A 935-nucleotide genomic window follows, 5' to 3' on the forward strand; every position below is an offset into this window, starting at 1 on the left:
GGCGGGGCCCGGGCCGGTCGCGGCGCGCGCGGGGTCGCTGCCTTCGGTCTGGCCCGCAGCGGCTTCGCCGCCTGTTGCGTGCGCGCCAGTGGCATCGCCGCCCGCGGCTTGCTCGTGGACGGCTTCGCCGCTTGGGCCGGGCGCCTGGCCGGGGTGATCGGGAGTATTGGGAACGGACGCTTGAGGCATGTTCGATGTGGCTGAAGTTGCGTCGGCCCTGCCAGGGTCGGCGGCGGTGGCGGGATCGCGGGGACCCGTCGCCGCCGGCGCGGCGTCGCCCGGCGTCTGCGCGGCATCGGCCGGCGCGGCGTCGGGGAAAGGCAGGGGCGTCTGTTTCGGCATTGCCGGCATTATGCCTATTCGGCCTGGGACCGGGCCCGGGACCGCGCCCGCCGATGCCGCCCGCCGGCGACGGGACCACCGGCTGGCTCGAACGGCGACGCGGGCGTCACCGCGGCACGCCCGCGACCGCCGCGGCGCGCCGGCGGTGGCAGGGTCTTTGTGTGGGGAGGGCCTTCGCTGCGGCAGGGCCTTTGCGGTGGCAGGGCTTTTTTGTGGGAGGGCCTTCAGGCCCGACGCTTTCCTGTCCGATCGCCTTGCCTGAGATGCTTTCCGGCCGGGAACGGCTCGACCTGAAACGAAAGCGTCGGGCCTGAAGGCCCTCCCACAATCGGGTCCGGGCGGCCTTCAGCCTGCTTGCTCGCCCGCTCGCCGCCGGGATCCGGCTCAGCGCGGCTTGGGCGTATCCGTCGCCGCCCCCGAAGCCGACGGCCGCGCGGACGCACCCGACCTGGGCTCCACGGGCCTGGCTGCGCCCGGTTTCGGCGCGACGGCCGGCGCCGGCTTGGGTTCGTTTCGCTCCGTACCGGGCGGGTTCGCGCCGCGCGCCCCTTGATCGGCCGCCGGCTCGACCACGGCGGCCGCCGAACCCGGCG

Annotated in this window: 2 pseudogenes; both read right to left on the reverse strand. The window is 75.6% G+C overall.

From position 1 onward, the window contains the following. Positions 1-351: pseudogene (locus tag A7A76_RS11455) on the reverse strand (hypothetical protein); the annotation flags it as partial. 375 nt (positions 352-726) lie between these two features. Further along, positions 727-935: pseudogene (locus tag A7A76_RS11460) on the reverse strand (hypothetical protein); the annotation flags it as partial.

This window comes from Lysobacter enzymogenes, assembly GCF_017168095.1.
Taxonomy (GTDB): domain Bacteria; phylum Pseudomonadota; class Gammaproteobacteria; order Xanthomonadales; family Xanthomonadaceae; genus Lysobacter; species Lysobacter enzymogenes_D.